This window comes from Aquirufa sp. TARAVU-A1A, assembly GCF_054558675.1.
Genome location: NZ_JBPXKP010000004.1, coordinates 1 through 25,130, shown reverse-complemented (window position 1 = coordinate 25,130; position 25,130 = coordinate 1). Strand labels below are relative to the sequence as shown.

The window sequence follows — 25,130 nt, the reverse complement described above, 5'->3', positions numbered from 1 at the left end:
TGAAACATTCAGCGCCTTTTTCGATTAATCGACGAATCGGAAGATTCGATTCCAACGAATCTTATCTAAAGAGAATAACGGTTTATTCGGGTCTATCGACATCCAAACAAACACAGCTTTACCCACAATGTGATCGGCTGGAACAAATCCCCAGAAACGAGAATCCGCCGAATTATGGCGATTATCTCCCATCATGAAAAAATAATCTTGCTTAAACGTATATGTAGTCATGGCTTGACCGTTCTTCAACAATTTATCACCCGACAAAACAATATCTGTATTACCTTCATAGTTGATAATAGCCTCTTGATACAATTTCACATTTTTACGATCTAATTGTACGGTCCAACCTTTAGCTGGAACTTTCAACGGTCCGTAAAAATCACGATTCCATTTAAAATCAACCGTATCATGCGGGAACATATCAATGAATGTCAATCCTTTCGGATCCTTGAATGCATCTAAATCGAATGATTTTGCCCAAGGCAAAGCCTTAATCTCATCCATATGTTTTTTAGATGTATTCAATTTATAACCGGCTAATTGATTCGTAGAATCTGCCAAAGGCAACCAATCCGCTGAATCATAACTCGCATCCGGTGAATTACGAATACCATATTCCGCAAAAAATGCCTCATCTAAATTCTCTTTGGTCTTCATAAATACGGGATGTTGCATCTTTTCCGGATTTTCCATCGCCTTATTATTGACAAATACTTGTTGGTCTCTTACTTCCAACACATCCCCCGGAGTCGCCACACAGCGCTTCACGTAAAATGTTCGTAAATCCAACGGTGCATCTCCATCTTCCTCAAAATTAGGCACATTGAATACAACGGCATCACCTTGCTTAACTTTCGAAAAACCTGGCAAACGATAGGTTGGTAATTGCAACCAAGATAAATAGGAAGGCAAATTCGTAAACCAAATCTTTTGGTGAGTCAACGGCAATTGCAAAGGTGTTTTAGGCGTACGAACACCATAGTGCATCTTGCTCACAAACAAAAAGTCACCTACCATCAAAGAACTCTCCATCGATGGTGTCGGAATGGTATAAGCTTCAAATAAGAAAAAGCGTATTAATGTAGCAGCTACGACAGCGAATACAACGGAATCCAACCATTCTCTAAATGGCGATTTTTGCTTAGGCTTTTGATTTTCGGTTGGTTTCATGAATTCTTATGTAAATATTTATCAATTAATTCTTGTGAAGGTTTATAGATATAGGGATGTGGAAACCCATTTTCAATAAACGTAGGATCTTCCATATTGGTATAGCGAAAATGGCAAGACCAACGAATTTCCTCATTTGTTATAACACCCGATTCGTGCACTAGCAGTGTTGAAAAAATAGCAACATCACCTAATTTCATTGCTTTCTGTACACGAGGATATGAATTTCGGTCAAAATCTACTTCTGCAAATCCGTTTTCTATGCGATCGGTTAATGGTCCCAACTTATGTGATCCAGGATAAAAAACAACAGGCCCATGCGCGATATCTAAATCCATCAAGGGCAGCCAAACAACTACGGAATCATCGGAGGCCAACATAGACGTCCAATCTTGGTGCAAAGGAGTTTTGTAAAAATGTTCCGATTTAGCCAAGGATGGATGGTTGAAGAATAATACTGGACGCGTACACATCAACGGATGTGACAGCCCTACATCTTTCAAAAAGCTCATTAAGTCCGGATTAACAGCCAATTGATAGAGTTCAATCAAACCACTTTGAATCATTTTTCCACAGGAAATAAACTCTTCCAAATGATTCTCGAATAAGTTCTGCATTTGGCTCAAATAATCACCAGTGATCCCAAAACGTTTGAACTGAATATCAAAAATAGCCTTGGCAGCTGTTTGAATCTGACCAATGAGCGAGGGATCAAAAAAACCAGGTAGAATGATTAATCCCTCCTCTTGCAATTGTTTTTTTAATGCGATACGATCCATATTCCTTATTTTAACATATCATCCATACCTAACACACCCTTTTTATCCTTCACCCACTCAGCCGCAATCACAGCTCCGAGTGCAAACCCTTCCCGACTGAATGCTTCGTGGGTAATTTCAATTTGGTCAACTTTTGAGATATACTTAACCGTATGTGTTCCTGGAATAATTGATTCCCTTTGCGACCAAATCGCGACTTCATTGGCAGCCGGAATTTCATTATTCACCCATTTAGTTTTCGACGCATAAGCATCAATAATGCCTTCTGCAATCGTGATAGCTGTTCCGGAAGGTGAATCCTTTTTCTCTAAATGGTGGATTTCATTTGTGTAAATATCATATTCCGAATGCCCCGACATCAATGCAGCCAAGGTTTTATTCAATTTAAAGAATAGATTTACACCAATTGAATAATTTGAAGCATAGAAAAAAGTCGATTGATTTTTGGCCGTTGCAGCTTCCACTGCTGCTTTTTGTTCCAACCAACCCGTAGTGCCACAAACGACTGGAATCTGTTTTTCTATACAAGTCATGATATTAGCAAACGCTGAGGCCGGATTTGAAAACTCAATAGCTACATCAACATCTTGTTTGCTTAATTGGCTCAATTCCGCTTGATTATCCACATCGATGCGTGCAACGATTTGATGACCTCGTCCTACTGCAAGACGTTCGATCTCCTTCCCCATTTTCCCGTAACCAATTAATACTATTCTCATAAAATCATTTTTTAAAATTAAACGATAAGCTCAATCCGGACACCATACCTTGTGATAAAGGGTCGATTTCCATGATTGGCTTCACGCGCATACTTAAATCATCAGACACATCGAAAGTTTTCAAATGTGCACTGACATTTGCATCTACAATATTTAACGCCCAAGCCAGAGCCATCCCAATGTAGGTATAATCACGATTCCGACGAAAACCGTCATTGATCCGTTTCAACTGATTGACATCCAAATCACGCGTAACTCCATCTTCATAGGGTACAGCCACAGTTGCCGGCGGAGTATATGTCGGATCATCTGGATGAACCGACACTACATAATAGTATTCCCGATATTTAGCATACCTTACTTGGTTATAATTCGCGATCATCCCCAACGTAATAAACGCACCAGCCACCAAAGGCAATTTCCAATATTGCCGATTGTATAACTGACCCCATCCCGGAATCATCAAAGATTTCAAGGTAGCTTGTCTAGGAATAATTTTATAAGGCATTTTCACCACCTTCACAGAATCTTTCTGAACCTGTTTTAAGGAATCCAGTGATGCACCCAAGCTTGTTCTAGCGCACAAAATCAAACACAAAAGGCACATCAATCGAATATGCATAACTTACGAACGAATAGCGTCTAACACTTTCAACAATTCTTCTTTCGACTTAAATGTAATTTTCATTTCACCCTTTCCCTGCTCATTCATTTTCAAAGAAACAGGTGCATGAAAGAAATCCGTCAAAGACTTTTGCCATTGCGTAATTTCACTGACAGCTACTTTTGTTGTACCTGACGATGGAACATCCGCCGCTGGGGTAGCCGATTGACGAACCGCATCTTCTAAGCGGCGCACCGACCATTCTTCTGAAATCGTCTTTAAAAATAATTGCTGTTGGACTTCAATATTCTCAACGGAAATCAAACAACGCGCATGACCCATCGAAATTTTATTATCACGAATCGCCACTTGAATGTGAGGCGGCAATTTCAACAAACGCATGTAATTGGTAACCGTAGAACGATTTTTTCCAACACGTGCACCTAAATCTTCTTGACGCAAATCACATTCTTCCATCAATCGCTTGTAGGAAAGTGCAATCTCAATCGCATTTAAATTTTCCCGTTGAATGTTTTCAATCAACGCCATTTCAATCATTTGCTGATCATCCGCCGTCCGAACATAAGCCGGAATACGTGTCAAACCGGCTATTTTCGAAGCCTGTAAACGACGCTCACCAGAAATCAATTGAAACTTACGTGGTGCTATCTTCCGCACGGTAATCGGCTGAATGATACCCTGAACACGAATTGACTCCGCTAAATCTTGTAAAGCAGCTTGTTCAAAATGCTCCCGCGGCTGATATGGATTTGTTTCAATAAATTCCAAGGGAATCTCTTCCATCAGATTGACACCATCCAAACCACCTAGGCTATCTGCCCCTTGACGCGCAGAACTTTGGAGATTCTCAGAATCCTCCAACAAAGCGCCTAAACCTCTACCTAAACCAATACGCTTCTTATTTGCTTCTTGCTTGCTGCTCATGTAATGTTAAATCAAATGGTTTGTAATAGGCCATTTTTCAGGATTATCTCCTTGGCTAAATTCAAATAACTTATCGCGCCTTTGCTATCTGCATCATGCAAAATGGCTGGTATGCCATAACTTGGGGATTCTGACAAACGAATATTCCTAGGAATGATTATCTCAAATACCATGTTTTTAAAATGGGAATTCACTTCATTAACCACTTGATTCGAGAGACGTAAACGCAGATCATACATGGTTAATAGGATACCCTCAATCACCAAACCTGGGTTCAAACGCGATTGAATAATCTTAATCGTATTCAATAGTTTTCCCAAACCTTCTAAGGCATAATACTCACATTGTACCGGGATAATCACGGAATCGGCTGCTGTTAAGCTGTTGATTGTAATCAATCCCAATGAAGGCGAGCAGTCCATAATGATAAAATCATATTGATCTTTAATGCCTGACAAAGCCTCCTTCATTTTCCCCTCCCGATTCGTCAAATTAATCATCTCAATTTCCGCCCCAACCAAATCAATATGCGATGGAATGATATCCAAAAATGGGACTTCCGTGGCTAATATACTTTCTGCAACCGTAGCGATTCCAACCATGCACTCATAAATGCTCCGACTAACTTCTTTGGGATTAAAACCAAGCCCAGAAGTGGAATTCGCCTGAGGATCCGCATCAATCAAAAGTGTTTTAAATTCCAATGCAGCCAAACTCGCAGCTAGATTAATAGCCGTCGTCGTTTTTCCAACACCACCCTTCTGATTTGCAATTGCGATAATCTTACCCATGAATGATTTGAATTAATTTTTTCGTTAACGAATTGAACCAACAATATTACGAAAAAGGTTTCACATCTTTTTTCAAATTTGACCAAGGGTAGCTGAAATTTTATCAATCAAGTTTTGCTTGATTTAAACAAAGATATTTTATCTTGCCCACCGATTATCAACAACCTATTCATGACACAAAATTCTACAGCACATCCCAAAGGACTTTATGTACTTTACTCCACGGAAATGTGGGAACGATTTAATTTCTATGGCATGCGCGCCATACTTTCCCTTTTCTTAGTTAATGCATTAGCATTCAAACAAAATGAGGCATCCATTCTTTATGGGGGCTTCTTAGGACTAAGTTATTTAATGCCCATGTTGGGTGGCTATGTTTCTGACCGCTATTTGGGAAACCGTAATTGCATTATTTTAGGCGGATTGGTCATGTCTGTAGGCCAATTGTTCCTTTTTGGATCCGCAAGCACTTTTCTTGACAACTTTTCGCTCGCCAATTCACTCATGTGGATTGGTTTATTGTTTCTTATCGTAGGAAATGGATTCTTTAAACCGAATATTTCATCGATGGTCGGTTCGCTGTATCCTAAAGGGGATAATCGTTTAGACTCAGCATTCACTATTTTTTACATGGGTATCAACACAGGTGCATTCCTAGGCATGTTGATTTGCCCGTTGGTTGGAGACATAAAAGTTGACGGCATTCGCAATGTGGAGGCATTTAAATGGGGCTTCTTCGCTGCAGGTTCTGCGATGCTTTTTGGAACGATTTTGTTTTATTTCATTAAGGATAAATATATTGTTTCCCCCACTGGCGAGGCGGTTGGATTAAAGCCTGTGTTTAATAATCAAACTCAAGCGAATGAAGAATCGGAAAAAGCTGTGTTTACCACGCAGTCTATTTTAAGTGCGGTTTCCCTATTCGTTATCCTTGTTCTGGGTATTCATTTCTATATTGTTACTGAAGAAGCCAATCCCATCAAAGATTGGATTTACCCAATTATATATTCCTCTGGCATCAGTTTGGCATTCTTAATCATGACCGATAAAACCCTAACCAAAATCGAACGCGATCGGATCTGGGTGATGTACATCATTGCTTTTTTTGTCATGTTTTTCTGGTCGGCCTTCGAACAAGCCGGTTCGTCTTTAACATTCATTGCAGACCAACAAACCGATTTACATTTCTTGGGAATCGAATTACCCCCAAGCTCAGTTCAGAACGCGAATTCCATATTTATTATTTTACTAGCCCTACCTTTCAGTTTCCTTTGGGTTCGTCTACAAAAAATAGGTATTGACCCTAATTCGCCAACCAAACAAGCGATCGGATTATTATTATTAGCCATTGGTTATTTTATCATAGCTAATCAAGTGAAGGATTTAGGCGCCAATAAATTAGGTGTGGTATGGTTTTTCGTGATGTACTTATTTCATACGATGGGGGAACTTTGCCTCTCACCGATTGGGCTATCTTTGGTTTCAAAATTAGCTCCGAAAAGATTCTCATCTTTATTGATGGGCGTTTGGTTTATTGCCAATGCAGCTGGATACGCACTTGCGGGAACTTTAGGAGCCTTATTACCACCCACCGAAGTTGTTGCTGGCGCAGCTTTACCAAGTTTCTTAGGTTTTGAAATTCACAATCTTTACGAATTCTTTATGGTCTTTGTTACCTTAGCAGGAATAGCATCCGTGTTATTATATATTTTGGCAGCAGGCCCTTTAAAACGCATGATGCACGGCATCAAATAAATAGATAACTATGCACGGTCCCGATTATCATTTACACGAACAACATTTAAAGAGTTCAGACTTTATCACGGACATGGTAATAGGCATGTCGGATGGTTTAACAGTTCCCTTTGCTTTAGCTGCAGGTTTATCGGGTGCAGTAGAATCAGCTGCCATCGTTACGACAGCAGGTATCGCTGAAATCGTTGCCGGTTCCATCGCGATGGGATTAGGCGGATATTTAGCAGGCCAAACGGAACAAGAACATTATGAGGCTGAATTAAAAAGGGAATACGATGAAGTAGAACGGGTCCCTGAGAGAGAAAAAGAAGAGATCCGTGAAGTATTCGAAGACTATGGCTTAAGCCCTGAGGCACAAGAAATCGTTGTGGAAGCAATCGCCAAAGACAAAGACAAATGGGTTGATTTTATGATGCGTTTTGAATTAGGACTTGAAAAACCTAATCCGAATCGTGCCAGAAACTCCGCGTTAACAATCGGTATTTCTTATGTTGTGGGCGGTTTTATTCCTCTACTACCCTACTTCTATGTAGAGAATCCCGTCGATGGTTTGAAATACTCCGCAGGAGTTACCATTTTAGCCCTGTTAGTTTTCGGATATTTCAAAAGCAAAGTAACCGGACAAAATCCAATTATCGGATCCTTGAAGGTTACCTCCATTGGCGCTGCTGCGGCTACCGCTGCCTTTTTAGTTGCGAAACTATTTCAATAACCCAAGGCGGTATCATCTCCCCTTGAATCTGCTCCTCCCTGGTATTTCCCATCAGGGAGGACTAAAATCCCTTCTACCAAGCCAATATTCCCTGAAGGGGTCAATTCATACATTTTGGATTTCAATCGGCCTATTTGCGCCTCATCAAATCGTTTTGCCTCATAACGTGTCAAATCAGGTAACCATTGATGATGAAAACGCGGATATTCTACTGCCGCTTGCATATTCATCCCAAAGACTAAGCTATTCAACATCACTTGGAATACACTCGTAATAATCGTAGATCCACCTGGGGTACCAACCACCAATTTCAAGCGTCCATTTTCTGTCACAATCGTAGGTGTCATACTCGAAAGCATGCGCTTCCGTGGTTGTATTTCGTTTGCCTTCGATCCCACTAAACCGTAAAGATTAGGAACACCCGCTTTGGCACTAAAATCATCCATTTCATCATTTAGTAAGAAACCAGCACCACCCACAAAGACTTTACTTCCATAAGAATTATTTAAGGTTGTCGTTATCGAAACAGCATTCCCTTCTTGATCAACGATTGAATAATGTGTTGTCTCTGGACTTTCATAAGCTGCAAATTCACCAGCCGATATCGCTGAACTTTTCGTCGCTTGGTCAAATGACATTGACTGCATACGCTGAGACAAATATTTTTCATCTAATAACTCCTTGAGTGGTACTTTAACAAAATCAGGATCTCCTAGCCATTTGGCACGATCTGCATAAACACGACGTTCTGCCTCAATCATCACCTGTACCGTCGAATCCGATTGGGCTCCCCATCGAGCAAATGGATAAGGGTTAATCAATGATAACAATTGACTAATCGCGACACCCCCACTCGATGGAGGTGGCATGCCAATCACCGAATATTGCTTGTATTGACTGATTAATGGTTTACGCCAAATGGCGCGATAAGATTTCAAATCCTTATGCGTAATTAAACCACCTTGTTTTTTCATTTCTTGGACAATCAAATCAGCCGTCTCACCGGAATAAAAACCGCGAGACTTTTTAGCTAAAATCCGTTCCAAAGTTGTCGCCAAATCTGTTTGAATAAATAATTCACCTGGATTCCACTGCGTACTATCCGCTTTGACCATGTAGGCACGACCCGGATTATAACGCATAAAATCAGCACGATTGCGATTGAGTCCGCGCGCTTCTTTCTCCGTAAGTACAACACCATTTCGAGCTAAATCGATCGAAGGTTGAACTAATTCTGCCCACGAAAGCTTTCCAAATCGTTTATGCATCGCTTGCATTCCCGCTACTGCTCCTGGCACGCCAACCGAATGAATTCCTACAAAGCTTCTACCAGGAATCACTTGACCCGTAGAATCCAGATACATGTCGCGTGAACCAGCCAGTGGTGCCATTTCACGATAATCTAACGTATACGCTTTCCCTTTGGCAGATCGGTAGACCAAAAATCCTCCACCACCAATATTCCCTGCAGCTGGGTGACAAACGGCTAATGCAAAATTCACAGCCACAGCTGCATCGATGGCATTCCCCCCTTTTTTCAATATATCAAGACCAATTTGACTAGCTGCGGGGTGAGTACTAACAACCATTCCATTTTTTGCTTCAACAAGCGGTTTTATCGTTTGCTGTCCAAATGCTGAAATAGTTAGGCCAAGTAAAAAGAATGAGAATATTCGATTCATAAGAAATTGCATTATTGATGAAGAGGCATTTTAAGAAAGCCAAAGCGAATTAAAGTAATTATTTCCTCAAAACCTCAATTCATTTACATTGTGATAATAAAAATTTAAAATTACCTTTGTCTTACGTATTTAGTATTTACCAACCAAAACGCAATTTAAAGTGGATATTTTCGAGAAAGTTGTCAAAAATATGGGACCCATTGGAGCCCATGCACATTATTCCCACCATTATTTCTCATTTCCTAAGTTGACCGGCGAATTAGGCCCTCGCATGACTTTCATGGGTAAGGAAATGTTAAACTGGTCATTGAACAACTATTTAGGATTAGCCAATCATCCAGAGGTTCGTAAAGCTGACGCAGATGCAACAGCTAAATACGGCTTGGCTTATCCCATGGGAGCACGAATGATGTCGGGTAATACCGACGAACACGAAGAATTTGAAAGACAATTAGCTGAATTTGTAGGTAAGGAAGATGCCTTTTTATTAAACTATGGGTATCAAGGTGTCATGTCTATCATCGAATGTATGGTAGATCACCGTGACATTATCGTATATGATGCAGAGTCACATGCTTGTTTGATTGACGGTATTCGTCTTCATAAAGCTAAAATGGGTGATTATTATAAGTTCAATCACAATGACATGGACTCATTGCGTAAGAACCTAGAACGCGCAACGAAGAAAACACAAGAAACAGGAGGAGGAATTTTAGTCATTACGGAAGGTGTCTTCGGCATGTCGGGGAAAGTTGGATCATTAGACAAGATTGTCGAAATGAAAAAAGACTTCAATTTCCGCTTATTGGTTGACGATGCACACGGTTTTGGTACGATGGGGGCTAATGGACGTGGTGTAGGAGAACACTTGAATTGTACAGAAGGAATTGATTTGTACTTCTCAACTTTTGCGAAGTCAATGGCAGCAATTGGCGCATTTGTTGCGGCACCGAAAGACATCATCATGTATTTGAAGTACAATATGCGTTCACAAACGTATGCAAAAGCATTGCCTATGCCTTTCGTTATTGGAGGAATGAAGCGTTTGGAATTAATCAAAAAACATCCTGAATTACGTGAGCAATTGTGGTCAAATGTCCGTGCCTTACAAAAAGGATTAATTGAGAAGGGATTTGATATTGGAGAAACAACATCACCAGTCACTCCCGTTTTCTTACATGGAGAATATGATATCAATGCTGTCACTAAATTAGTTCGTGATTTACGCGAGAACATGGGAATCTTCTGCAGCATTGTCGTTTACCCAGTAGTTCCGAAGGGGCAAATCATGTTACGTATTATTCCAACGTCTTCACATACACTTGCAGATATTGAATATACTTGTGACTGTTTTGCTGAAGTTCAAAAACGCTTAAAATCGGGCTATTATCGCGATTAATATTGATTAAACGGTCAATTTTGATTTTTTTTTCATTTTTTAAACTTTTTTTTGGCTTTTTTATACAAAATAATTTGCGGGCTATTCAAATTTTACTAAATTTCGTCTTATAAGCGCTTCAAACAGCGAATAAAGACAATCTAATTTTTTTACAACCTAAAAATTCAAATTATTATGAGCAGATTTGCACAAGTAAAAGACCTAATTTTATCATTAGAAGGTGATTTCGAAAAATTCTACGACAAAGGAAATCAAGCAGCTGGTACTCGCGTTAGAGGTGGTCTTCAACAATTGAAAACTTTGGCTCAAGAAATCCGTACTGAAGTTCAAAACAAAAAGAACGCAGCAAAATAATTGCAGATTTCTAAGCAATAAAAAAAAGCCCGACATCGGGCTTTTTTTTATGTCCATACATATTAAAAAAGTTCTGCATGCATGACGGAAGCAATTCCATCGACCATCAATTTGCCACGTTCCATTTCAAAAACTTGTGTTTTTATCTCAGCCGTGTGCTTAATCTCATTTACTGATTCCACTTCGAACTTTGCTTGATATGTCTGCCCTACGTACAAAGGGCGTTTAAATTCAGAAACTTGTTTTAAGTAAACACTCCCAGAACCCGGGAATTCCATTCCCATGACACGTGAAAACACACTTGCGATCAAGGCTCCATGAATAATAGGCTTCTTGAAGGGTGTTGTCGCCGCAAAAGCTTCATCCCAATGTAAAGGATTGAAATCACCTGATATTTTGCAGAAATCATTTACTTGGTCTTGTGTAAATGAAAATTCAATTTCATAACTATCACCTACTTTGATCATATTCATATACATTATTTGCTAAAATGGCGGTAAATTGCATAAAAATCACTGCATGATTTATTTTATTTACAATCCGAACGCCGGCAACAAAAGTAATAGATATCGACAAAAGTTGATAAATACATTACAAAAGATTCCGAATTCTACCCTGTTATTGACAGAATACCCTAATCATGCGGAAGAATTAATCAATCGACTCATCCCCCAGCATCCTGAAAAAATCGTTGCCATTGGTGGCGACGGGACCGTAAATGAAGTAGGAAATGCATTAAAGGGTACAGAAATTCCCATGGGCATTATTCCTTTGGGCTCAGGCAATGGAATAGCGAGACATCTCAAGATTCCCATGAATACAGAAAAAGCATTAGAAATTGCTCTCCATGGGAAGGCAAACTTTATAGATGTATTAGGGTGGAACAATCGAGCATTTTTTTGTACGGCAGGCATAGGCTTTGATGCTTATGTTGCAGCTATATTTCACGAAGGCAATGGCCGTGGTCTATTTAACTATATCAAAGCTAGCTTAAAAGCAATCAGCACTTACAATACCACCGAAATCCGCTTTGATTCAAACCTTGCCCAAAACTACTTTTCATTTACAATTGCTAATGCAAATCAGTTTGGGAATAATGCATATATTTCACCGCTTTCAAATTTACAAGATGCTCTTTTTGAAATAGTTAAAATAAAAAATGGCAATTTATGGCAAAAAGCCCAACTTGGAATTAGCCTATTTTCTAAACAAATTCATCGACATGCTTTAGTCGAGATTCTACAAGCTAAATCACTTCAATTTTCATGTAAACCTGGAAGTTATTATCATTTAGATGGAGAAAGTTTACAAACTGAGTCGGAAGTCATTAACATTGAACTACTTCCAGAAAAATTATTGATCGTCCATCCATAATAAACAGACAACAATTAACATAAAAACCTCAATATCAATCGATTACAATCAAAATATCAAATATAAAGCTATTTTTAGCTTTTTCAAATACGATTTTTATTCAAAAATATTTCGTTTTTTTTTATTTGATTTTTTCAAGCACAAAGCCCTCAGAACGGCAGTATTGTTGAACAATTTTTAGGTCCAAATTTTATCTTGCCTATTTTCAGAAAAATATATTTTTTCGAATTTGCAACACCCCTGAATTTTACTATTTTTGTCTCCCCGCTCAATAAAAACTTTTTAGTTTTTAGTAGTACCCTACCATTACGAAGAAAATTTATAAAAAAGGTCCAGCCATTCTATAATGGAATAGCTTAACCAAAAGAAACTGTTGACTCAAAAAAAATAATAACGCGTACAAATTAGATGCATAACGAGGTAAAAGAATTGTGGAACAAATGTTTAGAAATCATCCGGGGGGATATTTCTGAACAACAATTTTCGACCTGGTTTAGCCCGATTGTACCGCTTCGTTTTGCCAACAATACCCTTACGATTCAAGTACCTTCTCAATTCTTCTATGAATGGCTCGAAGAAAACTTTGTAAGTACATTACGCAAAGCCATTGATCAGACTGTTGGGAAACGAGGCATGTTGGAGTATTCGATTGTCGTAGACAAAGGTGATCGCAAAAACCCACCTTTGACATTCAATCTACCTACTATTAACCAACAAAGTGCTAGTCCTAGCTCAAGTCCTTACAGGAACGATACTGTACAACAAGCTCAAGCGCCCAATAGCCCATTTCAGTTCAAGGATTTAGATTCATTGGAATTAGATTCCTATTTAATCCCCAAATATACCTTTGATAAATTTATTGAAGGAGATTGTAATCGTCTTGGACGTGCTGCAGGTATGGCAGTCGCAAATAAGCCTGGTTTAACCTCATTTAACCCGCTTATGATATATGGCGGTGTTGGATTAGGTAAAACACACTTAATTCAAGCCATTGGAAATGAGATTAAAAATCAATTCCCGGATAAATTTGTCCTGTATGTATCTACAGAGAAATTTACCAACCAATTTGTAAATGCCATTCGCAATAACTCGATTGAAACTTTTACAAATTTCTATTTGCAAGTTGACGTATTAATCATTGATGACGTTCAATTCCTTTCTGGAAAAGAGAAAACGCAAGAAACGTTTTTCAATATCTTCAATCATTTACATCAATCTGGAAAACAAATTATTTTGTCTTCTGACCGAGCTCCTCGGGATTTAGCAGGCATGGAAGATCGACTGCTTAGCCGTTTCAAATGGGGCTTAACAGCAGATTTGCAACAACCGGATTTTGAAACTCGGATTGCAATTATTCAGAAAAAGTTACAAGACGACGGCATTCAAATCAATTTTGATGTCCTTGAGTATTTAGCTCATTCGATTCAAACCAATGTGCGTGAATTAGAAGGCGTGATTATTTCTTTGATGGCCCAAGCCTCGCTAACACGTAAAGAGATCGATTTAGAACTTGCTAAATCGACACTGAAGAGCATCGTAAATGATCAAGAGAAAGAACTAAGTGTTGACAATATCCTCGAGGCTATTACAACCCACTTTGATGTAGATATGGAACTATTAACGGGTAAATGCCGCAAGAAAGAAACGGTATTCCCTCGCCAAGTTGCCATGTATATGTTGAAAGAACTCACAAACCTTCCCTTGAAATCGATAGGCTATCATTTTGGAGGACGTGATCATAGTACGGTCATTCACGCAGTTCAATCCATCTCAGAAGCGATGGAGACAGACAAATCGGTTGAAAAAACAGTTCGAAAATTATTTAATCGATTCAATATCGCTTTAAACTAAAAAAGAGGCCGAAGCCTCTTTTTTTATTACTAGTCTAAATAATTATTCAGCAGCAATCGCTTCTTTATCCAATAAAGCAGAATCATCCCCTTTCACCTTTTCTTTAATCTTTGCCTCAATCTCTTCCATCAATTCAGGATTATCCTTGATTAAATCTTTCACCGCATCACGGCCTTGTCCTAAACGATTGCCGTTATAAGAGAACCATGAACCCGATTTATCAATCACACCTAAATCAACACCCAAATCCAAGATTTCGCCTGCCTTCGAGATTCCTTCACCATACATGATATCAAATTCTACCACCTTGAATGGAGGTGCTAATTTGTTTTTTACCACTTTAACACGTGTACGGTTACCCGTAATCGAATCAGCTGATTCTTTGATTTGACCCGCTCTACGAATATCTAAACGAACTGACGCATAAAACTTCAATGCATTACCACCCGTAGTTGTTTCTGGGCTACCAAACATCACCCCAATCTTATCACGCAATTGGTTGATGAAAATACAGCAACATCCCGTTTTATTGATTGTACCTGTCAATTTACGTAATGCCTGTGACATTAAACGAGCTTGTAAACCCATTTTAGAATCCCCCATTTCACCTTCAATCTCCGCTTTCGGAACTAAGGCTGCAACGGAGTCAATAACAATAATATCAATGGCACCTGAACTGATTAAATGCTCAGCAATTTCTAATGCTTGCTCACCATTATCCGGTTGAGAAATAAGTAAATTCTCTGTATCGATACCTAACTTCTCCGCATATGAACGATCAAACGCATGCTCCGCATCCACAAATGCCGCAATTCCACCTGCTTTTTGTGCTTCCGCAATACAATGCATCGTCAACGTTGTTTTACCCGAAGATTCAGGTCCATAAATCTCAACGACTCGTCCACGTGGCACACCACCAATTCCCAACGCCAAATCCAATCCCAATGAACCCGTGGATATAACCGGCACATCCATCACTTTACTGTCTGATAAGCGCATAACAGTACCTTTACCATATGCCTTATCTAATTTTTCCAACGTAGTCTGAAGCGCTTTTAATTTCTCAGCTGCTAAGCCTTGAGCGCCTTCCGATTGTTTTGCCATGTTATATTTATTGATAATTTTGAATAATCTAATTTTCACTAGATTTACCCTTCGATAAATCCTAACAAAAATAGTTAATTGACATTAAACTTTAATCAAATTAGTTGATAATCTCGTATAAGATTTGACACTAAAAATTAATACATTTATTTATAAAATCTTAGTCTACTAGCCCATTGAAAACATATCAAAAAATCTTATCAATTAATTTGTTTTTTTATGGGATAATTTTGTCACTGAACTTTCAAATACTAGCACAGGAAATTCCCGTCTTTCAAGCTAATGAGCAATTAAACTATCGCATTCATTTGGGCTTTATTGAGGCTGCCATGGCCAGTGTCAAGACAAGCAATTCAATTACAACCATTAACAATCACGCATGTAGAAAAGTGGAAATTTTAGGCCAAACTGTCACTTGGCTAAAATTATTTGCGCCCGTTGAAGATTATTGGTCGGCATATTTAGACATCAATACCCTGATGCCTATTAAAACCGAAATGCGCAAAAGAGAAGGCAGATACCGCAAACAAGAACAGGTATATTTTTCGCAAGATTCTGGTCAAGCAAAAATACATTCTCCCCAAAATACGCCTGTCGACAAAATTATGTCCATCAGTCCCGCAACCTTAGATCTTATCGGGGGCTATTTTTATTTGCGTAACAAAGAATTAGCTTCAATGAATATTGGCGAAAAACTAAGCGCCAAAGTACTTGTGGATGGAAGTATTTATGAAATTTGGTTTATAGTTAAGGGATTTGAAACGGTCAACAGTGATTTGGGACCTGTCAAATGTATCCGAACCTCACTTGTTCTCCCTAAAAACAATCTATTCAAGGACGAAGATGCCATCCGCCTCTGGATCAGCAGAGACAAATACCAAATTCCCTTCAAAATGGAAGTTAATCTCAAAATTGGATTTTTGTCGATCGATTTGACCGAGTACAAAATCCAGGGTAAAAAGATTTATTAACGATCCAAAGCCTTTTTATAGGCCTCCAAGACTCTCGCACGGGCAAATTCATGATTGACAATCGGCTGTGGGTAGTTCAATTCCTGAAATTCAGGTACCCATTTGCGGATGTAGGCCAATTCCTTATCGAATTTTTGCGTTTGTAAAGTGGGGTTAAAAACCCGAAAATAAGGCGCAGCATCACAACCACAGCCTGCGGCCCATTGCCAACCGCCATTATTGGCCGCAAAGTCGAAATCCATCAATTTGGCAGCAAAATAAGCTTCCCCCCAGCGCCAATCGATCAACAAATGTTTCACGAGAAAACTCGCCACAATCATCCGAACCCGATTATGCATAAAACCTGTCGAGTTTAATTCGCGCATGCCTGCATCCACAATCGGATAGCCCGTTTTGCCTGAACACCATGCTTCAAATTCTGCCTCATTATTTCGCCATTCCATACGATCATATTCTTTGCGAAATGCATGACCATCCGAAACATGCGGAAAATGAAATAAAATATTAAAGTAAAAATCACGCCAAATCAATTCATTTAACCAGGTTTCCGAAAGCCCAACAGCTTGATTAACCAAGGATCGGATGGATATTGTACCGAAACGTAAATGCACCGACAAGCGTGAAGTCGCATTTTTAGCAGGAAAATCGCGCTGTGCTTGATAGGCTTGAATTAATGGATTCGCAACTTCTTTACCCGGAAACGATAAACCTGCCTTTTGAAAACCTATACTTTCCAAAGTAGGTAATTGTGTTTCGATAGAAAGATAGTTCGACAAACTTTCAGATGGATAAACCTGAATGGGATTTTGAGCCAACTTCTCTTTCCATTTCCTTGAATAAGGGGTAAAAACGGTGTAAGGGGTATTTTGACCACTAAGAACCTCATCCTTTTCAAAAATAACCTGGTCTTTAAATGCCGAAAACTGAATACCTTTTTGCACAGCCCATGATTGAATCAAACCATCGCGTAGACCTGCATATTTCTCATAATCATGGTTGCAGAATATCGCTTGTATGTCATATTGGTCGGCTAATTGCTCATAAGCCTCCGATGGACTTGCATGAAAAACTTGAATAGAAGAACCTTTGGCAATGAATTTAACTTGTAAATCTTGAATAGCATTCAAAATAAATTCAACGCGTGCATCTGCCTTTGAATTTAACTTCGTTAAAATGGCAGGATCAAATATAAAAATAGGCAAAACGGGCCAAGGACCTTTTAAAGCCTCATGCAATCCATGATTATCTTCTAATCGCAAATCTCTTCTAAACCAAAATACTGATATTTTTTGCTTCACTTTACCTGTTTTTAAATGCTAACAAGCCACAAACTTAATTGTTTAAAAAATATGTCTTGACAAGCCCCCCTTGAAAAGTGTATATTTGTAATTCCAATTTTTCTGCCCTAGGCAAAAAACCTTTTGGCAGCCTTTAACATAAACCCATCCGAATGAAATTATCTGAATTCAGATTTGATTTACCTCAAAGCCTAATCGCTTTAAATCCAACCGAAAACCGTGAAGATGCACGAATGATGGTTGTGAATCGTAAAGAAAAAACCATTGAACATAAGAAATTTACTGATATCGTCGATTATTTTGGCGATGGTGATGTATTAGTTACAAACAATACGAAAGTATTTCCAGCGCGTCTTTATGGAAATAAAGAGAAGACAGGCGCTCAAATTGAAGTATTCTTACTTCGTGAATTGAATCGCGAACACCGCCTTTGGGATGTTTTAGTTGACCCAGCTCGTAAAATTCGTGTGGGCAATAAATTATATTTTGGCGATTCTGACCTTGTTGCAGAGGTTATCGACAATACCACATCACGTGGTCGGACGATTCGTTTCCTTTATGATGGAGATCATGATGCATTGATGCAAGCGATTCACGAATTAGGCGAGACTCCCCTACCGGATGAAATTCGCTTCAAACGTGCAGCTACGGAAGATGACCGTGAGCGTTTCCAAACCATATATGCAGAACATGTAGGAGCTGTTGCGGCACCTACAGCGGGACTTCACTTTTCTAAAATTGTGATGAAGCGCATGGAATTAAATGGGGTACAATTCTCTCCAATTACTTTACACGTAGGTTTAGGTACCTTCCGCCAAGTTGACGTGGAGGATTTAACCAAACACAAAACCGATTCGGAGCATTTCATGATTGAACCACAGACATGTGATTTTGTCAATGCAGCCATCGATAACAAAAAGCAAGTCCTTGCGATTGGTACTACGGTAATGAAAGCCTTGGAATCATCCGTTTCAGCGAGTGGACACTTAAAGCCCATCAATAGCTGGACAGATAAATTCATCTTCCCTCCGTATGAATTCAAGATTCCTACAGCCTTATTAACGAACTTCCATTTACCAGAATCAATTTTATTGATGATGACTTCGGCATTTGGCGGATACGAATTAGTTCAAGAGGCATATAAACAAGCGATTAAAGAGAAATACCGTTTCTTTAGTTATGGCGATGTGATGTTAATCATCTAACATTTTTAAAGGGTTTGTTTTGAAAAAAATAGCAATCATTGTAGCGGGAGGTTCTGGTCAGCGAATGAACAGCGCCGTCGCGAAACAGTTTTTGCTTCTTCAAAACAAACCCATTTTATTCCATACGCTGCAGGCTTTCAAAGCTGCAGATCCAAGCACAAAGCTAATCGTCGTTCTTCCTGAAAATCAAATTGATTACTGGAAGTCCCTCTGTGAAAAATACCCCGAAATAAATCAGGTAACTCCTCATGAAATAAAAAATGGTGGAGAAACGCGTTTTCATTCCAGTAAAAACGGCTTAGATTCCATTGCCGATCAGGATGATTGTTGGGTCGCAATTCACGACGGAGTAAGGCCCTTAATCCTTCCCTCAACGATCAATCAGGCATTTCAATTAGCCCAAGAAAAAGGTAATTGCGTGGTTTCTGTGTCAAGCAAGGATTCCATCCGGATGTGGGACGCGTCGAAAAATGCATTCAAATCCGTGTTGCGTGATGATGTAAAAATCATCCAAACACCACAGATTTTCGAATTGAATACGCTCAAAAAGGCATTCAATCAAACATATTCTCCCAATTTCACTGACGACGCTAGTGTTGTAGAGTCGAACGGCGAAAGCATTCATTTGATGGAAGGAGAATATACCAACATTAAAATTACGACACCGGAAGATTTACTGGTGGCGGAATCGATATTAGAACAACCTAAGTAAGCTATGAATAAGACCTGGAATTGGATTGCGAATCAAATTTTGGCCTATAAAATTGCTATTTTAATTGCTTTAAGTGCTTTGACCGTCGTTTTAGCCTATGAAGCAAGCCAAATACAACTAAGCTATGAACTAGCGAAAATTCTTCCCAAATCGGATGAACGTTTCCAATTGTATGAATCGTTCAAAAAGAAATATGGGGAAGATGGTAACATCATGGTGATTGGCCTGAAAAACCCCGATTTATTCACACCCGCAGAATTTGATGCTTGGAATAAACTCTACCGAGATGTCAAAAAACAAGCAGGAATAAAATCGATTTTAGCTTTACCCAATCTTCCTGTGCTATATTTAGACAGTGCAGCACATCAATTCAAATCAAAAAAGGCTTACGATGGGGATTCCACAAGCACTCAGATAGCGCTTGATTCCTTGAAATCGACCTTATCGAATTTACCTATTTACCGCAATTTCCTTTTTACGGAAGACCTAAAGGTTCACATGATGTTAATCACCTTGGACCAAAAAACGATCAACAATAAAGGTCGGATTCAATTGGTTAAAAATGTCAAGAAATTAGGGGATGCCTATGTTCAAAAAACAAAACACCCCCTACATTTTTCTGGGATGCCCTATATCCGAACGGAATTAACCGCACAGGTAACGAACGAACTTGTCTTGTTTTTAGGTTTAGCGATTTTGGTCACCTCATTGATTCTCTTCTATTTTTTCCGGTCGATTCAAGTTGTCTTTTTTGCGCTCATCGTTATCTTAATTGGTATCGTTGCCTCAATAGCTACCATTGTTCTTTTCGGATTTAAGATTACACTATTATCCGGTTTGATTCCTCCGCTCATTGTAGTCATTGGAGTACCAAACGCAATCTTTTTATTGAATAAATACCACGAGACTTACCTGATTACGCATAATAAGGAGGCCTCATTAATTGAGAGTGCGAGTACGGTGGGGAGAACCTTATTTTTGGCTAACCTAACTACATCCATTGGTTTCGGTGTTTTTGCTTTCACGGGATCTGCCTTGTTAGTTGAATTTGGGATAGTCGCAGCATTGAATGTCATGTTGACATTTCTATTTTCATTGCTCCTAATCCCTATTTTCTTTAGTTTCCTCAATCCTCCCAAACCCAAGGATTTAGCCCATTTTGAATCCAAAAGGGTAAACCGACTTTTAACCAATATCGAAACATGGGTATTTGGTCACCGTAAGTTTATCTACAGTATTATTCTCATTATTTTGGGAATCTCGGTATATGGTCTAACGAAAATACAGGCCGTGGGCTACATCGTAGATGATTTACCGCAAGATAATGCCATCTATACTGACTTAAAGTTTATTGAAAAGCACTTCAAAGGTGTTATGCCGTTTGAAGTGTCGATTGATGCCCATGAACCCGGAAGAGCTTTAACGCCTGAGATATTGGCTAAAATGAAACGTACGGAGAAATTGCTTGCCAAATATCCTGAATTCACACAAGGTCTCTCATTACTTACTGCAACCAAGTATTTATATCAAGTTTATCGCGGCGGAGATTCGAAATACTTCACCTTGCCTGGTATCGATGAATTAGCTAAACTCAAAGAATTCAACAGTAGCTTAAACGGCAAAAACAACCTATTCAATGGCTTTTTAGATGCTGAAAAACGATATACGCGTATCAGCTTCCAAATGGCTGATGTAGGAACAGTTCGAACGAAAGAGCTATTTGATGAAATCCAACCAAAGATTGATACTATTTTCCGGACAGATGTAGAATCAGGTGAAATATTACCTGCAACCGACAAACGTGTCTATGACGCTAAAGTGACAGGTAATTCGGTAATTTATGCTTTCCAAACGGAATACCTGCAAAAGAATCTAATTGAGAGTACATTAACAGCTATCTTCCTAATTTGCGTATTGATGGGATTCCTATTTAGGAGTTGGAAAATGATCATCATCTCCACCCTACCTAGCTTAATTCCTTTAATCATTACAGCCGGATTAATGGGCTATTTCCACATTGCCTTGAAACCGAGTACGATTTTGATCTTCTCAATTGCCTTTGGTATTTCGAGCGATGGAACCATTTATTTCCTCACACGGTACAAAGAGGAATGGCTGAAGAATGCGAAAAACGTTAAGCTAGCTGTTCAAATTACCATTCAAAAAACGGGAGTCTCCATGTTTTACACGGCGATGATTCTGTTCTTTGGCTTCTTTATTTTCACAGCATCTACCTTCAAAGGAACGCAAGCCCTGGGCGTATTGGTGTCCATCACCTTGCTCATGGCCATGATTTGTAATTTGATTTTATTGCCAGCCTTTTTAATGGGAATGAATAAAAAAGCCGTTGAGGAATTAATCGAAGAAGTATAATGGAGGAACAAAAATCCATATACACGCTTCAATTTTGGCTTTTAAGCCTCAGTAATTTCTTGTTCTCTGCTAGCTTCTCCATGATCATCCCAGAATTGCCGGATTATTTGGCAAGCATGGGTGGGAAAGAATACATCGGGTATACGATTGCACTATTTACGCTGACAGCGGGCTTAAGCCGACCGTTTTCCGGGAAACTCACCGACCACATTGGTCGAGTGCCTGTCATGGCCTTCGGATCGATTGTTTGTTTCATCTGTGGTGGACTTTACCCCTTAATTCATACCGTACAAGGATTTCTATTTTTGCGATTTTTACATGGCATGTCGACTGGCACAAAACCTACGGCGACTGCTGCCTATGTAGCCGATATCATCCCTGAAAACCGACGTGGCGAAGCACAAGGTGGGCTTGGAATCTTCACAGCTACAGGTATGTCGATGGGACCTGCCATCGGTAGTTATTTAGCGGCAACCTATGGACTTCGGGAAATGTTTTGGATTTCCTCGGTCTTTGCCTTGTTATCTATTTTGATTTTAATGCGCATGAAGGAGACATTAGCTCCCGCCATGAAATCGAAATTCTCACTCAAACTATTTAAAATATCTTGGTCGGATGTATTCGAACCGCATATCCTTCCTGTTTTTTGGATTATGTTATTGGTTTCCTTTTCTTCAGGTGTAGTGGTCACATTATTACCAGATATATCCAAAAACATTGGTTGGCATAACAAAGGCTTATACTTCACGATTTACACCATCTCATCCATCGTTGTTCGCATCTTCTTTTCGAAGACATCTGACCGCTATGGCCGAATTCCTGTTTTGTTAGTATCATCGGCAGTTTTAGCAGCTGCAATGGGCATGATGCTAATCCAGCTCAATAGCTTTACAGTAATCTTATCAGCCGTATTATTTGGCTTTGCATGGGGATTTAACACCCCAACCTTGGCGGCATGGACAACGGATTTGGCGAACAAAAACCATATGGGTCGAGCCATGGCAACCATGTATATCGCCTTGGAAGTGGGTATTGGATTAGGCGCATTTTTTGCGGGAATGATCTACAAAGGCCTGGAAGAACGAATCCCTATTCCCTTTGCGATATCAGGTCTATTCGCCCTTATCTCTTTTTTCCTATTATTGAACTATCACAAAAACTGGCAAAAAAATGGAATTTGATCAATATTTAATCAGTAAAAACATAGCTCCTGTTGCCTTTCATACATCAGAAAGCAATTTATATACTGCTTGGGAAAGCGCGTTTAAGCAAATGCATGAGAATAGTTTTACTGAGCAATATAAATTCCAACTGAATAAAATCCGCCGCAAATACCCTTATAAAACTGAATTTTAAGCGTTTAAATATTGTGCTTTTCTAATTTATCGCTGTAATATTCAAATAATTAATACATAGGTTTATTTGAAAGATGCAAATCTCAGAAATTTGCATTCAGAAATTTTTTAACAAAAGATATGCAAGCGAGTGATTTAGAAAATCTGTTTCCTAAGGCGGCAGATATCCCCAAAGAATTTGATTTAACACATCCCATTGAACAACGTGAGTACTTAGTCAATGGCGAAATGCGTAAATGGGCTGGTAAGACACAAGATGTTTGGTCCCCTATTTATGTTCAAACGGCGAATGGCTTTGAGCAAAAGCGCATTGGTTCTTACCCGATTACAGATGCAACAGATGCCATGGAAGTTTTATACGCAGGTGTAAAAGCATATTCCAATGGTCGCGGCGAATGGCCATCGATGTCGGTAAGCCAACGCATCGAGTGCGTGGAAAAATTCACGCAAAAGATGATTCAAAAGCGTGATGAAGTTGTCAAACTTCTCATGTGGGAAATCGGGAAGTCTTTAGGAGATTCACAAAAAGAATTTGATCGTACCGTTCAATACATTTATGATACGATTGGTGCATTAAAAGACATAGATCGTACTTCCTCTACATTTTTAATTGAAGAAGGAATTATCGGCCAAGTACGTCGTTCTCCACTAGGAGTCGTGTTATGTATGGGACCCTTCAACTATCCGTTGAATGAAACCTTTACTACCTTGATTCCAGCGTTAATCATGGGTAATACGGTTCTTTTCAAACCCCCGAAACACGGCACTTTATTGCATTATCCATTATTGGAGGCATTCAAAGATTCGTTCCCAGCGGGTGTTATTAATACTTTGTATGGGCGCGGAAATTCAATCATTCCACAATTGATGGAGTCAGGTAAAATTGATGTGTTAACATTGATCGGATCTTCCAAAGTTGCCGATAAATTGAAAAAAATGCACCCGAAAGTGAATCGCTTACGTGCCATTTTAGGTCTTGATGCCAAAAATGCTGCCATCGTAACAGAAAGCGCACAATTGGATGTGGCAATCAATGAATGTTTATTAGGTTCCCTTTCGTTCAACGGCCAACGTTGTACAGCGGTTAAAATCATCTTCGTTCACAAATCGTTGGCAGAAGCGTTCAACAAAGGCTTAGCTGAGAAAATCGAAGCCTTGAAAATTGGCATGATGTGGGAACCAGGTGTACAAATCACACCACTTCCAGAGCCGAATAAACCAGCTTATTTGAAAGAATTAATTGAAGATGCCAAATTACATGGTGCCAAAGTCATTAATAAGCATGGAGGCGAAAACTTCAAGTCCTTATTCTTCCCCGCATTATTGTACCCAGTAAGCAATAAAATGAAGGTTTGGCATGAAGAACAATTTGGACCTGTGGTTCCAGTTGTACCGTTTGAGGATATCGCAACGCCGATTGATTACATTCATGAATCGTCACATGGCCAACAAGTTGCCATTTTCGGAACGGATGTCAATCAAATCTCTGCTTTAATTGATGAAACCGTGAACCAGGTTTCGCGTGTGAATATTAATGCACAATGCCAACGAGGACCGGATTCATTCCCCTTCACAGGACGTAAAGATTCAGCTGAAGGAACTTTGTCGGTAACTGCCGCATTACGTTCATTCTCAATCCGTACGGTGGTTGCTACAAAAGCTAACCAACTGAACAAGGATTTGGTGAATCAGATTGTAGAAAACCAACAGTCTAATTTCCTTTCGACAAGGTTTATCCTTTAGACGTTAGACTTTAGACGTTGGACGTTGGACGTTAGACATTTGCTAAAGTCAATGTTTTAATCAACAAAAAAGCCTCGATTTTCATCGAGGCTTTTTTGTATGCAATGTCCCGTCCTAAAATAAGTTGACATAAAATCGACTTATGGAAAAGAATACATCAGAGGATCAAGTCAGACCTCAAAAGCGCAATCAGCGTGATTACAATTTAGGCTTTAAATTATCGGTAGTCGC

Annotated in this window: 23 protein-coding genes; 13 read left to right on the top strand and 10 right to left on the bottom strand. The window is 39.3% G+C overall.

Going from position 1 to position 25,130, the window contains the following annotated elements; genetic code table 11:
- Positions 1-24: 24 nt before the first annotated feature.
- The 6 genes from lepB to V7S75_RS06405 are packed head-to-tail and all read right to left on the bottom strand — an operon-like array spanning position 25 to position 5,011.
- The gene (lepB, locus tag V7S75_RS06430; protein ID WP_459512380.1) at positions 25-1,173 is read right to left on the bottom strand and encodes a signal peptidase I; all 1,149 of its coding nucleotides are present in this window, start codon (positions 1,171-1,173) and stop codon (positions 25-27) included.
- A complete protein-coding gene (locus V7S75_RS06425; RefSeq protein ID WP_459512378.1) occupies positions 1,170-1,952 on the bottom strand; it encodes a phytanoyl-CoA dioxygenase family protein in 783 nt (260 codons plus the stop codon). Before V7S75_RS06425 ends, lepB begins: the two co-directional genes overlap by 4 nt.
- A 5-nt stretch (positions 1,953-1,957) precedes the next feature.
- Complete coding sequence (dapB, locus tag V7S75_RS06420) at positions 1,958-2,671, bottom strand: 4-hydroxy-tetrahydrodipicolinate reductase (protein WP_459512377.1); 714 nt, start codon at positions 2,669-2,671, stop codon at positions 1,958-1,960.
- 4 nt (positions 2,672-2,675) lie between these two features.
- Entirely contained in the window at positions 2,676-3,293 is a 618-nt protein-coding gene (locus V7S75_RS06415; RefSeq protein ID WP_459512376.1) for a DUF5683 domain-containing protein, read from the bottom strand.
- Between the two features lie 3 nt (positions 3,294-3,296).
- On the bottom strand, positions 3,297-4,220 hold the full coding sequence (locus V7S75_RS06410) for a ParB/RepB/Spo0J family partition protein (protein ID WP_459512374.1): 924 nt from the start codon (positions 4,218-4,220) through the stop codon (positions 3,297-3,299).
- 11 nt (positions 4,221-4,231) lie between these two features.
- The gene (locus V7S75_RS06405; RefSeq protein ID WP_459512373.1) at positions 4,232-5,011 is read right to left on the bottom strand and encodes a ParA family protein; all 780 of its coding nucleotides are present in this window, start codon (positions 5,009-5,011) and stop codon (positions 4,232-4,234) included.
- A gap of 171 nt (positions 5,012-5,182) precedes the next feature.
- On the opposite strand from V7S75_RS06405, the gene V7S75_RS06400 reads away from it, so the two are divergent.
- Positions 5,183-6,766 (top strand): peptide MFS transporter, encoded by a 1,584-nt coding sequence (locus V7S75_RS06400; RefSeq protein ID WP_459512372.1) that lies wholly within the window; start codon positions 5,183-5,185, stop codon positions 6,764-6,766.
- Positions 6,767-6,776: 10 nt separating this feature from the next.
- A complete protein-coding gene (locus V7S75_RS06395; protein WP_459512370.1) occupies positions 6,777-7,478 on the top strand; it encodes a VIT1/CCC1 transporter family protein in 702 nt (233 codons plus the stop codon).
- On the opposite strand, the gene ggt is transcribed toward V7S75_RS06395, so the two are convergent.
- Positions 7,472-9,160, bottom strand: a complete 1,689-nt coding sequence (gene ggt, locus V7S75_RS06390; RefSeq protein WP_459512368.1) for a gamma-glutamyltransferase — start codon at positions 9,158-9,160, stop codon at positions 7,472-7,474. The two genes, V7S75_RS06395 and ggt, sit on opposite strands and share 7 nt — an antisense overlap.
- Positions 9,161-9,320: 160 nt before the next feature.
- On the opposite strand from ggt, the gene V7S75_RS06385 reads away from it, so the two are divergent.
- Complete coding sequence (locus V7S75_RS06385; protein ID WP_459512366.1) at positions 9,321-10,559, top strand: aminotransferase class I/II-fold pyridoxal phosphate-dependent enzyme; 1,239 nt, start codon at positions 9,321-9,323, stop codon at positions 10,557-10,559.
- 174 nt (positions 10,560-10,733) lie between these two features.
- A complete protein-coding gene (locus V7S75_RS06380; RefSeq protein ID WP_459512364.1) occupies positions 10,734-10,913 on the top strand; it encodes a histone H1 in 180 nt (59 codons plus the stop codon).
- 62 nt (positions 10,914-10,975) lie between these two features.
- Here V7S75_RS06380 and V7S75_RS06375 read toward each other — a convergent pair whose 3' ends face one another.
- Positions 10,976-11,386 (bottom strand): MaoC family dehydratase, encoded by a 411-nt coding sequence (locus V7S75_RS06375; protein WP_459512362.1) that lies wholly within the window; start codon positions 11,384-11,386, stop codon positions 10,976-10,978.
- A 46-nt stretch (positions 11,387-11,432) separates the two neighbouring features.
- Between V7S75_RS06375 and V7S75_RS06370 the strand changes: the two genes are divergently transcribed.
- On the top strand, positions 11,433-12,287 hold the full coding sequence (locus V7S75_RS06370) for a diacylglycerol/lipid kinase family protein (protein ID WP_459512360.1): 855 nt from the start codon (positions 11,433-11,435) through the stop codon (positions 12,285-12,287).
- A gap of 408 nt (positions 12,288-12,695) precedes the next feature.
- Entirely contained in the window at positions 12,696-14,138 is a 1,443-nt protein-coding gene (gene dnaA / locus V7S75_RS06365) for a chromosomal replication initiator protein DnaA (RefSeq protein WP_459512358.1), read from the top strand.
- A 42-nt stretch (positions 14,139-14,180) separates the two neighbouring features.
- Here the strand turns inward: dnaA and recA are convergent, their stop codons facing one another.
- Positions 14,181-15,242 (bottom strand): recombinase RecA, encoded by a 1,062-nt coding sequence (recA, locus tag V7S75_RS06360; protein ID WP_459512356.1) that lies wholly within the window; start codon positions 15,240-15,242, stop codon positions 14,181-14,183.
- Positions 15,243-15,472: 230 nt separating this feature from the next.
- Here recA and V7S75_RS06355 point away from each other — a divergent pair, with 230 nt between their 5' ends.
- The gene (locus tag V7S75_RS06355) at positions 15,473-16,213 is read left to right on the top strand and encodes a DUF3108 domain-containing protein (RefSeq protein WP_459512354.1); all 741 of its coding nucleotides are present in this window, start codon (positions 15,473-15,475) and stop codon (positions 16,211-16,213) included.
- Here the strand turns inward: V7S75_RS06355 and V7S75_RS06350 are convergent.
- Positions 16,210-17,511 (bottom strand): cryptochrome/photolyase family protein, encoded by a 1,302-nt coding sequence (locus V7S75_RS06350; protein WP_459512352.1) that lies wholly within the window; start codon positions 17,509-17,511, stop codon positions 16,210-16,212. The genes V7S75_RS06355 and V7S75_RS06350 overlap by 4 nt on opposite strands.
- Before the next feature lie 152 nt (positions 17,512-17,663).
- Here V7S75_RS06350 and queA point away from each other — a divergent pair, with 152 nt between their 5' ends.
- The 6 genes from queA (at position 17,664) to V7S75_RS06320 (ending at position 24,899) form a co-directional block, all read left to right on the top strand.
- Positions 17,664-18,716, top strand: a complete 1,053-nt coding sequence (gene queA, locus V7S75_RS06345) for a tRNA preQ1(34) S-adenosylmethionine ribosyltransferase-isomerase QueA (RefSeq protein ID WP_377976317.1) — start codon at positions 17,664-17,666, stop codon at positions 18,714-18,716.
- A gap of 19 nt (positions 18,717-18,735) precedes the next feature.
- Positions 18,736-19,428 (top strand): 2-C-methyl-D-erythritol 4-phosphate cytidylyltransferase, encoded by a 693-nt coding sequence (locus tag V7S75_RS06340; protein ID WP_459512349.1) that lies wholly within the window; start codon positions 18,736-18,738, stop codon positions 19,426-19,428.
- A gap of 3 nt (positions 19,429-19,431) precedes the next feature.
- Positions 19,432-21,801 (top strand): efflux RND transporter permease subunit, encoded by a 2,370-nt coding sequence (locus V7S75_RS06335; RefSeq protein WP_459512347.1) that lies wholly within the window; start codon positions 19,432-19,434, stop codon positions 21,799-21,801.
- Entirely contained in the window at positions 21,801-22,982 is a 1,182-nt protein-coding gene (locus V7S75_RS06330; RefSeq protein WP_459512345.1) for an MFS transporter, read from the top strand. The genes V7S75_RS06335 and V7S75_RS06330 overlap by 1 nt, the downstream gene beginning before the upstream one ends.
- Positions 22,972-23,157 (top strand): hypothetical protein, encoded by a 186-nt coding sequence (locus V7S75_RS06325; protein WP_459512343.1) that lies wholly within the window; start codon positions 22,972-22,974, stop codon positions 23,155-23,157. The genes V7S75_RS06330 and V7S75_RS06325 overlap by 11 nt, the downstream gene beginning before the upstream one ends.
- A gap of 119 nt (positions 23,158-23,276) precedes the next feature.
- Positions 23,277-24,899 carry an NADP-dependent glyceraldehyde-3-phosphate dehydrogenase gene (locus V7S75_RS06320; protein ID WP_459512341.1) on the top strand — a complete coding sequence of 541 codons (1,623 nt, stop codon included), beginning with the start codon at positions 23,277-23,279 and terminating at the stop codon, positions 24,897-24,899.
- Positions 24,900-25,130 lie beyond the last annotated feature (231 nt).

Coding starts and splice junctions, on each gene's coding strand:
- lepB (WP_459512380.1), bottom strand. CDS start 1,173: ATGAAACCAACCGAAAATCAAAAGCCTAAGCAAAAATCGCCATTTAGA.
- V7S75_RS06425 (WP_459512378.1), bottom strand. CDS start 1,952: ATGGATCGTATCGCATTAAAAAAACAATTGCAAGAGGAGGGATTAATC.
- dapB (WP_459512377.1), bottom strand. CDS start 2,671: ATGAGAATAGTATTAATTGGTTACGGGAAAATGGGGAAGGAGATCGAA.
- V7S75_RS06415 (WP_459512376.1), bottom strand. CDS start 3,293: ATGCATATTCGATTGATGTGCCTTTTGTGTTTGATTTTGTGCGCTAGA.
- V7S75_RS06410 (WP_459512374.1), bottom strand. CDS start 4,220: ATGAGCAGCAAGCAAGAAGCAAATAAGAAGCGTATTGGTTTAGGTAGA.
- V7S75_RS06405 (WP_459512373.1), bottom strand. CDS start 5,011: ATGGGTAAGATTATCGCAATTGCAAATCAGAAGGGTGGTGTTGGAAAA.
- V7S75_RS06400 (WP_459512372.1), top strand. CDS start 5,183: ATGACACAAAATTCTACAGCACATCCCAAAGGACTTTATGTACTTTAC.
- V7S75_RS06395 (WP_459512370.1), top strand. CDS start 6,777: ATGCACGGTCCCGATTATCATTTACACGAACAACATTTAAAGAGTTCA.
- ggt (WP_459512368.1), bottom strand. CDS start 9,160: ATGAATCGAATATTCTCATTCTTTTTACTTGGCCTAACTATTTCAGCA.
- V7S75_RS06380 (WP_459512364.1), top strand. CDS start 10,734: ATGAGCAGATTTGCACAAGTAAAAGACCTAATTTTATCATTAGAAGGT.
- V7S75_RS06375 (WP_459512362.1), bottom strand. CDS start 11,386: ATGAATATGATCAAAGTAGGTGATAGTTATGAAATTGAATTTTCATTT.
- V7S75_RS06370 (WP_459512360.1), top strand. CDS start 11,433: ATGATTTATTTTATTTACAATCCGAACGCCGGCAACAAAAGTAATAGA.
- dnaA (WP_459512358.1), top strand. CDS start 12,696: ATGCATAACGAGGTAAAAGAATTGTGGAACAAATGTTTAGAAATCATC.
- recA (WP_459512356.1), bottom strand. CDS start 15,242: ATGGCAAAACAATCGGAAGGCGCTCAAGGCTTAGCAGCTGAGAAATTA.
- queA (WP_377976317.1), top strand. CDS start 17,664: ATGAAATTATCTGAATTCAGATTTGATTTACCTCAAAGCCTAATCGCT.
- V7S75_RS06335 (WP_459512347.1), top strand. CDS start 19,432: ATGAATAAGACCTGGAATTGGATTGCGAATCAAATTTTGGCCTATAAA.
- V7S75_RS06330 (WP_459512345.1), top strand. CDS start 21,801: ATGGAGGAACAAAAATCCATATACACGCTTCAATTTTGGCTTTTAAGC.
- V7S75_RS06325 (WP_459512343.1), top strand. CDS start 22,972: ATGGAATTTGATCAATATTTAATCAGTAAAAACATAGCTCCTGTTGCC.
- V7S75_RS06320 (WP_459512341.1), top strand. CDS start 23,277: ATGCAAGCGAGTGATTTAGAAAATCTGTTTCCTAAGGCGGCAGATATC.